The following is a 7,624-nucleotide window of genomic DNA, read 5'->3' on the forward strand; positions in this document are numbered from 1 at the left end:
CTGAAGCGGAGTTTCTACTGGTGTCAAAGAAGGGTAAGCCTGGTGTTTGTAACCTACTTTAATAAGCGAAGAAACAGAACCCGGAGCAGAAATACTGAAAGGTCTGTACCTGTCAGGTGTTTCTCCAAGCGGGAATTCAAACGCATCGTTTCCGGTTTTTTCAATGTATCCGGTAATGAATGTGCTGTCGGATCCTCCTGTTAACGTAGCATTATCAGCCAGCTTCACAAGAGCCGTAGCGGCAGAAACAATGATTCCGTCTGTTAGTTCCAATTGATTGCTGATAGTCAACGATGTTTGAAGATCAATTCCGTAACCGCCGTCAGCCGGACCGTTTGCGGCATTATTCACTTGAATGTCGAATAAATTCAGATTCCCGGAAGCCGTATGAACGGTTTGATGTGCTGCCCCGTTTAAAGCCAATTTGTTGCTGTTATGACTGAAACTTCCCAAAACATCCAGGTTACCGCTTACCGAAAGCAAAAGCGGTGAAACGTGATTCAATGACTTTCCGGCCGGAATAGTCACACGGCTAAATTGGTAAATTCCGCTGCCGTTCAATATGCTGTTTCCGGTTTGGAACAAAGCATTTCCTGAGTGAAAAATAACTCCGGCATTTTGCCACAAAACGGTATTCAACTCCTTCCAGGTCGCCTGATCATCGAGTAAAACAGAATCGCCGGCAAGCAACTGAACAGCACTTCCGGAATACTCAAGCAGGGTAGAAGCACCGTTCAATTCCAGGTGCATTCCCATCGTACTTGTCGGATCATTCCCGATCGTTCCGGTGATTTTCACAGTACCGTTGTTCGAGCGGAAATATCCTTTTCCGGCTCCCGGAGCTGCTCCAAGCCAAACCAAAGCCCCGTTGATCTGTAAAGTTCCGCCGTTTTGCTCGAAAGTCGGGTAGTAAACTCCGGCCTCGTTTTCAAACCCGAATTCGGTGTTTGTGGTAATCATTCCGCCGTTTTGAGTCAGCTTACTCGATCCGGTAACACTGCCGTCAACCAAAGCAATGGTTTCTCCAACCACAACGGTTCCGTTGTTGATCACCCCGGTAGCTCCCAATTCGAACAACAAACGCTGTCCGCTGGAAAGATTTCCACCTTCCATTTGTAAATGAGCATCATCTACAAAGATCAAACGGGCATTGTTTCCGCCGCCAATCAACGAAAAAGAACCGGATGCCGTAATTGTCACAATGGTTCCGGCTCCGATGATTTCTACGCGGTCTGTGGTATTCAAAGTTCCGGAAATAGTGAGTTCGGCCCCGTTCTGGACCAGCATTTCACCGGGTGTGAAGTTCGAAGTTCCGTTTACAAGCGGATGCGCCATCACTCCGGTGTAATTTGCCGGATCAATCGTAATGTCGTCTCCATTCGATGGAGTTGTGGACCAATTTGCAGCATTGTTCCAGTCTGAGTTGATTGCTCCCGTCCAGTTTTGTCCGAAAACCGGGACAAATGTGAAGCAAGCGATTCCAAATAGCAGTCTTTTTTTCATGATTTCAAAGATTAGTTATTCTTCATTGTTTTTCAATTTCATCAACAAAGTATAAGCACCTTTGATGACGATGTTTTTTGAAGGAAGTTGCGACTTCAGTTCCGTAAATCCTTCATTGGAATTTCCGGTCTGAACCGGAGTCATGCGATAAAATCCTTTATTTTCTTCTACAAAAAGGTATTGCTTTCCTTCCCATTTCACCAATGCTTCATCAGGAATACAGAGCACTTTCGCATGATTCAACTCGATTTCCGCATTCACAAAAGTGCCCGGCAACAACTCGGAAGAAGATCGGACCAATTTGGCATGAACCTGTGTACTTCTGTCCGCGTCAATACTCGGTGAAATAAGCTCAACCTTTGCCAGGAACTCTTTTCCCGGATCATTGTTCGTGGTAAATTTCACCACTTGCCCGATCTTCAGGCGGGAAGCATCGTTTTCGAAAACGGTGAGGTTGACGCAAACGTCTGTCGGATTAATCAATTCAAAAATGACATCCGAAGGATTGATATATTTCCCGATGTTTGCATTGACTTTGGTCACGTAACCGGCAATCGGGGAGTGAATGGAAATACTTCTGGAAATGGAATTCTCGTTCAGTTTTTCAGGAACCAAACCAATCAAACGAAGCTGTTCTGCCAGCGAATGAACCAAAATGCGTTGATTGGTATATTCACTCTGAACCTGCTGCAGCGTCTTGTCACTGGCAACTTTTGTTTCATTCAGGCCCTTTTGACGCTTGTAATCGACTTCCAGGTATTGAAGTTTGTTTTTGGCAGTCAGGTAATCCTGTTGCAATTGAATGTATTGCTGATCCTCCAGTGTTGCGAGAACAGTTCCTTTTCCCACTTTCGTTCCGGGAATCAGCGTTGTTTTTCTCAGATATCCGCCCAAAGGAGCACTGATTGAAACCTGATTACCCGGGTGCACGTCGATTGTTCCGTTTACCTGCAGGGAAAGATGCATATCACGGCTTTCGGTTTTTCCCGATTGAATTCCTGCATTTTGAATCTGTTTTTCCGTAAGATGCACTTCATTGGATTGAAGCGTTTGCGTTTTTGCTTCCGCGCTTGTATTCGTTTCTTCCTGACTTCCGCAAGATTGCAGAAGAAAAAACAGGAGTCCGAATGTGAATATTGTTTTCATGATAAATGTCTTTTTATGGATTGATATTGCTGATTTTTTCAATTTCGAAAGCCGCCTCGTTGAATTGCTGAATCGTGAAATAATAATCACTTTTGATCTGCATCGCCTGATTGACCAAAACAACCCAATCAATGTATCCGATTTCTCCGGCAGTAAGTTTTTCAGAAGCCGTGCGAATCATCGTATTGGCATTCGGAATCATCGTCTGGTTGAATGATTGAACCAATTGATTATTTCGCTGATACACTCTCACAGCATTGGTCAATTGTACGTTCAATTCCTGGTTCAAAGCATCCAGTTCCTGTTGTTTCTGCAAAACAGAGAAGCGCGACGCCCGGATTCGGGATTTTTGTGCACCGAAGAATAGGGGAATTCCGACTCCCACATTCAAGGAAGAAAAACGCCGCGAACTTCCGAAATAGAAATCTGTTGCATCCGCGTTGGGAGTTTGCCAGCCCATGATGGTCGTATTACTGAATCCGGCACTTAAAGAGGGAAGAAACCTGCTTTTTTCCAATTGAAGATGTTGCTGGGAGAGCAGTAATTCTTGTTCCTGGAGTTGGCGGCTGTAATTGCGTTTCAACGAGTTGCTATCTGGCAAAATGGGAAGCAGGTATTGAATCTGTCCGGAAGCCGGAGAATAGCTCAGATTGGCATTCAGCAGCATATTGAAGCGATCCGAAAGAAACGCATAATTGGTTTCCAATTGATTGAGTTGATTGGAAATCTGCATCCGTTGATTGTCTGCAGTAGCCATTTCCAGTACGTCAATATCCCCGCTTTCAAAACGCTGTTTGATTTTTTGCTGAAAATTGGCAAACATACTGTCGGCATTTTGAAGCAATTTGCGCTGTTCGTCCAGGATCAGTAATTGGTAAAACAACTGCTTTACTCCCAGTGTGATTTCCAGTGTCTTTTGAGAAAACCCAATTTCACTGATTTTGATTCCGGTTTGGATCAAACGTTCCTGGTTGCGGTAAACGGTTGGAAACTGAATGGTTTGCGACAGGGAAAACCGGTTGTCCAGACGCAAACTGTTAAAACGTCCGTACTCAAATCCGGCATTAGCTTGTTGAATGTCAAACCCGCTTTTTTTCAGTGCACGGGAATGATTGACCTGCGTTTCGACTGCTTTGATGGATTTGTTGTTCTTCAAAGCGGTGTCAATTGCGTGAGGCAAATCAATCGGTTGCTGCGCCATGGAATGGAAACTGCAAAACCCGATAATCAGCACGGAAAGGACTTTGCCTTTGGAAGAAGATTGAAAATAGTTTCTTCCTTTTTCAGAGAAAATATACAGAACCGGCAACACAAAGAGCGTGAGCATGGTAGAGATAATCAATCCACCGATTACAACGGTTGCCAGGGGTTTTTGAACTTCTCCGCCGGCTCCGGTACTGATCGCCATCGGGATAAAACCCAATGAAGGAACCAAAGCCGTCATCAGAACTGCACGCAATTTGGATTTTGTAGCGTGGATCACAATGCGTTTGACATCTTTCCAGCCTTCTTTTTTCAAGCGGTTGAATTCACTGACAAGCAAAATTCCGTTCAATACGGCAATTCCGAACAACGCAATGAAACCAACTCCGGCAGAAATACTGAAGGGCAGATCGCGAAGCCACAAGGCAATGATTCCACCGATCGCCGAAAGCGGAATCGCAGTATAGATCAGCAAACCTTGTTTCACGGAATTAAAGGCGAAGAACAAGAGCAAGAAAATCAACAGCAACGCAATCGGAACAACGATGGAAAGGCGCTCTTTTGCTGCAGTCATGTTTTCGAAAGAACCTCCGTATTCAATGCGGTATTCCCGCGAAAGATGCAGCTGTTTTTCGACTTTGCTTTGAAGTTCTTTCACGATCGACTGAACATCTCTTCCGCTGACGTTGAACCCAACAATGATTCGGCGTTTGGTATTTTCACGCTGAATCTGGTTCACACCTTCTATTTCTTCAATAGAAGCAACGTAGCTCAAGGGAATTTGTGTGTGTTGCCCGGTTTGAATCATCAGGTTCCGGATATCGGTAATGTTTTTCCGCTCATCGTTTTCCAAACGAACCACCATGTCGAAGCGCTTTTCACCCTCGTAAACCTGTCCGGCAATTTGTCCGGCAAAAGCAGTATTCACAACCCGGTTTACGTCTCCCACATTCAACCCATATTTGGCCATTTCCCGGCGATTGTAATTGATGACAACCTGCGGCATTCCGGTCATTTTTTCTTCATAGATATTAATCGCACCTTTCACAGTTCCGATAATCTGAGCCAGCTTGCTGGCGTAATGAGTCAATGTATCGAGATCTTCCCCGTAGATTTTACAAACGATGTCTTGTCGTGCACCTGTCATCAGCTCATTGAAGCGCATTTGAACCGGAAACTGAAATCCAACGGTAATTCCGGGAACTTCTTCCAGTTCTTTAGTCATCTTCTCGCTCAATTCCGGAAATGATTTGGCGGACGTCCATTCCTTTTTGTCTTTGAGAATCACCATCATATCAGCGGCCTCAAAAGGCATCGGATCGGTTGGAACTTCCGCAGAACCGATTTTGGTCACGATTTTGGTCACTTCCGGAAAGCGTTCCAGTAAGATTTTGGAAGCTTGCTGTGTCGCCTGAATGGTATTGTTCAGGTTACTTCCCGTCAATAAACGTGTTTCCACGGCGAAATCCCCTTCTTCCAATTGCGGAATAAATTCACCGCCCATTTGCAGCAACAAATAAATCGCAAGTCCAAAGAGCAGAAGTGTTGTTCCCAAAATCATTTTCGGGAAATTCAACAAGCGGTTCAATCCCGGTTGGTATTTGCGTTCCAGCCAGATCATCAAACGATCCGTAATGGTTTTCTTGTGCGAAATTTCCTTTTTCAAACACAATGCCGACATCATAGGAACATACGTAATGGAAAGAATGAATGCACCCAGGATTGCAAAAGCAATTGTCAAAGCCATCGGTTTAAACATTTTTCCTTCGATTCCTTCCAATGATAAGATCGGAAGGTAGACGATCAGGATAATGATCTGACTGAAAACAGCCGATTTGATCATGGATCCGGTAGATTTGGAAACTTCCGAATCCATTTGTTTCTGGTCAATACGGCTGATTTGTTTGAATTGCTTGGAATGCGAAAAACGGTGCAGAATCACTTCCACAACAATCACCGAACCGTCTACAATCAAACCAAAGTCGATTGCTCCCAAAGACATCAGGTTTCCGCCCACTCCGAAGAGATTCATCAAAATAATGGCGAAAAGCATCGAAAGCGGAATCACGGATGAAACGATCAACCCGGCGCGGATATTTCCTAAAAAAAACACCAGGACGAAAATCACGATCAAAGCTCCTTCCAACAAGTTGGTTTCAACAGTTTGAATGGCGTTGTTTACCATTTTTGTCCGGTCGAGAAAAGGTTCGATAACGACTCCTTCCGGAAGCATTTTCTGAATTTCGGCAATGCGTTCTTTCACGCGTTTCACCACTTCCGAAGAGTTTTCGCCTTTCAGCATCATCACGACAGCTCCGGCAACTTCACCTTTCGTATTGAAAGTCATTGCTCCGTAACGGATTGCAGAACCAAAGCGAATAGTTGCTACATCTTTCAGCAGCAACGGCGTTCCGTTATCCAGGTTTTTCAATACAATTTGCTGGATATCCGGAATACTGGAAGTCAAACCTTCACTACGGATGTAAAGCACGGTCGGGCCCTTCTCGATGTAAGCACCTCCTGTATTTTCATTGTTTTTTTCCAGGGCGTTAAACACATCTGTAATGGTGAGATTATTTGCTTTCAGCTGTTCTTGTTTGATAGCGATCTCGTATTGCTTGAGTTTTCCTCCGAAACTGGAAACTTCGGCAACTCCGGGAGTTCCGAGTAATTGCCTTCTGACAATCCAATCCTGAATCGTTCGAAGTTCCATTGGCCCGTATTGGCTTTCATAACCTTCTTTCGGCCGGACCACATATTGGTAAATTTCCCCCAATCCGGTAGAAAGCGGTGCCAATTCCGGCGAACCGATTCCGGCAGGAAGTTCCTGTTTAACCTTTTGAAGTTGTTCGTTGATCTGTTGCCTGGCCAGGTGAATATCGGTTTCATCCGTAAAAACGAGCGTCACCAATGACAACCCGAACCTGGAAAAACTCCGCACTTGTTTCAATCCCGGAATATTGCTGCAGGATTGCTCGATCGGAAAGGTAATTAAGCGTTCGATATCCGTAGCTCCCAGTGATGGGGAAACGGTTAGAACCTGAACCTGATTGTCTGTGATGTCAGGTAAAGCATCAATGGGTAGTTTCGTTACCTGGTATGTTCCCCAGAAAAGAAGAGCAATAACGAATAAACCAACCACAAACTTATTCCTCACGGAAAAGTCGATAATTTTTTGAAGCATAATTTAAATGATAAAATGAAAAATTGGTCCGTAGAATCCGGACACATAAATCAATTACAATAAAATTATGCGAAGCAAGGAGGCCTGAATAGAGCTGCTAAAGCAGGATCTTTTGGCCGGTTGGTTTTGAAAATGATATGCAGGTAAGTATCGAAAACCTCCATTTTTTCTTTGGGAAGAATGGAAATCTTCGGAATAGATGCAATCTGAAATGAAAAATGAGTGTTGATTTTTTTGAAAGGCAATTGCATGTCCCGGTCCTGATCATTATCATTTAAATCGTTTCCAAGGTAATGCATCGAGATAAAATCAAAAATATCGATGTTTTGATTGAGTGCGCGATGTTCGGTGAAATGAATGATCAATTCAGGCAGTTTAAACAATTCTCCCAGCGAACTGTTAAACATAAAAATGGGTAAGAGTATGTAAATAAACGCCTTTCTCACAATACAAAGTTACACAAAGGATTTGTCAATTACTCATTTTAATAAAAAATAGCAGGGAGAATATTCACCGATTTAATCAATAGATCTACTCCCCGAAATTCTGTCAACGGTAAGGGATAATCCGGTATTCGTAATTATCATT

General features: G+C 43.9%; 3 protein-coding genes and 1 pseudogene. All 4 read right to left on the minus strand.

The window, feature by feature from the left end:
* Positions 1-1,503, minus strand: a pseudogene (locus tag Q1V93_RS01405) (hypothetical protein); the annotation flags it as partial.
* A gap of 15 nt (positions 1,504-1,518) precedes the next feature.
* Entirely contained in the window at positions 1,519-2,649 is a 1,131-nt protein-coding gene (locus tag Q1V93_RS01410) for an efflux RND transporter periplasmic adaptor subunit (RefSeq protein ID WP_300660454.1), read from the minus strand.
* Positions 2,650-2,662: 13 nt separating this feature from the next.
* Positions 2,663-7,036: a CusA/CzcA family heavy metal efflux RND transporter gene (locus Q1V93_RS01415; RefSeq protein ID WP_300660457.1), complete on the minus strand. Its 4,374-nt coding sequence runs from the start codon at positions 7,034-7,036 to the stop codon at positions 2,663-2,665.
* Positions 7,037-7,101: 65 nt separating this feature from the next.
* The gene (locus Q1V93_RS01420; RefSeq protein ID WP_300660460.1) at positions 7,102-7,443 is read right to left on the minus strand and encodes a hypothetical protein; all 342 of its coding nucleotides are present in this window, start codon (positions 7,441-7,443) and stop codon (positions 7,102-7,104) included.
* Positions 7,444-7,624: the final 181 nt, after the last annotated feature.

Origin of the sequence: Fluviicola sp. (assembly GCF_030151805.1) — a bacterium.
Taxonomy (GTDB): Bacteria; Bacteroidota; Bacteroidia; order Flavobacteriales_D; family Crocinitomicaceae; genus Fluviicola.

Excerpts from the sequence above, each read along its gene's own strand:
- Q1V93_RS01410 (WP_300660454.1), bottom strand. The coding sequence starts at position 2,649 with ATGAAAACAATATTCACATTCGGACTCCTGTTTTTTCTTCTGCAATCT.
- Q1V93_RS01420 (WP_300660460.1), bottom strand. The coding sequence starts at position 7,443 with ATGTTTAACAGTTCGCTGGGAGAATTGTTTAAACTGCCTGAATTGATC.
- Q1V93_RS01415 (WP_300660457.1), bottom strand. The coding sequence starts at position 7,036 with ATGCTTCAAAAAATTATCGACTTTTCCGTGAGGAATAAGTTTGTGGTT.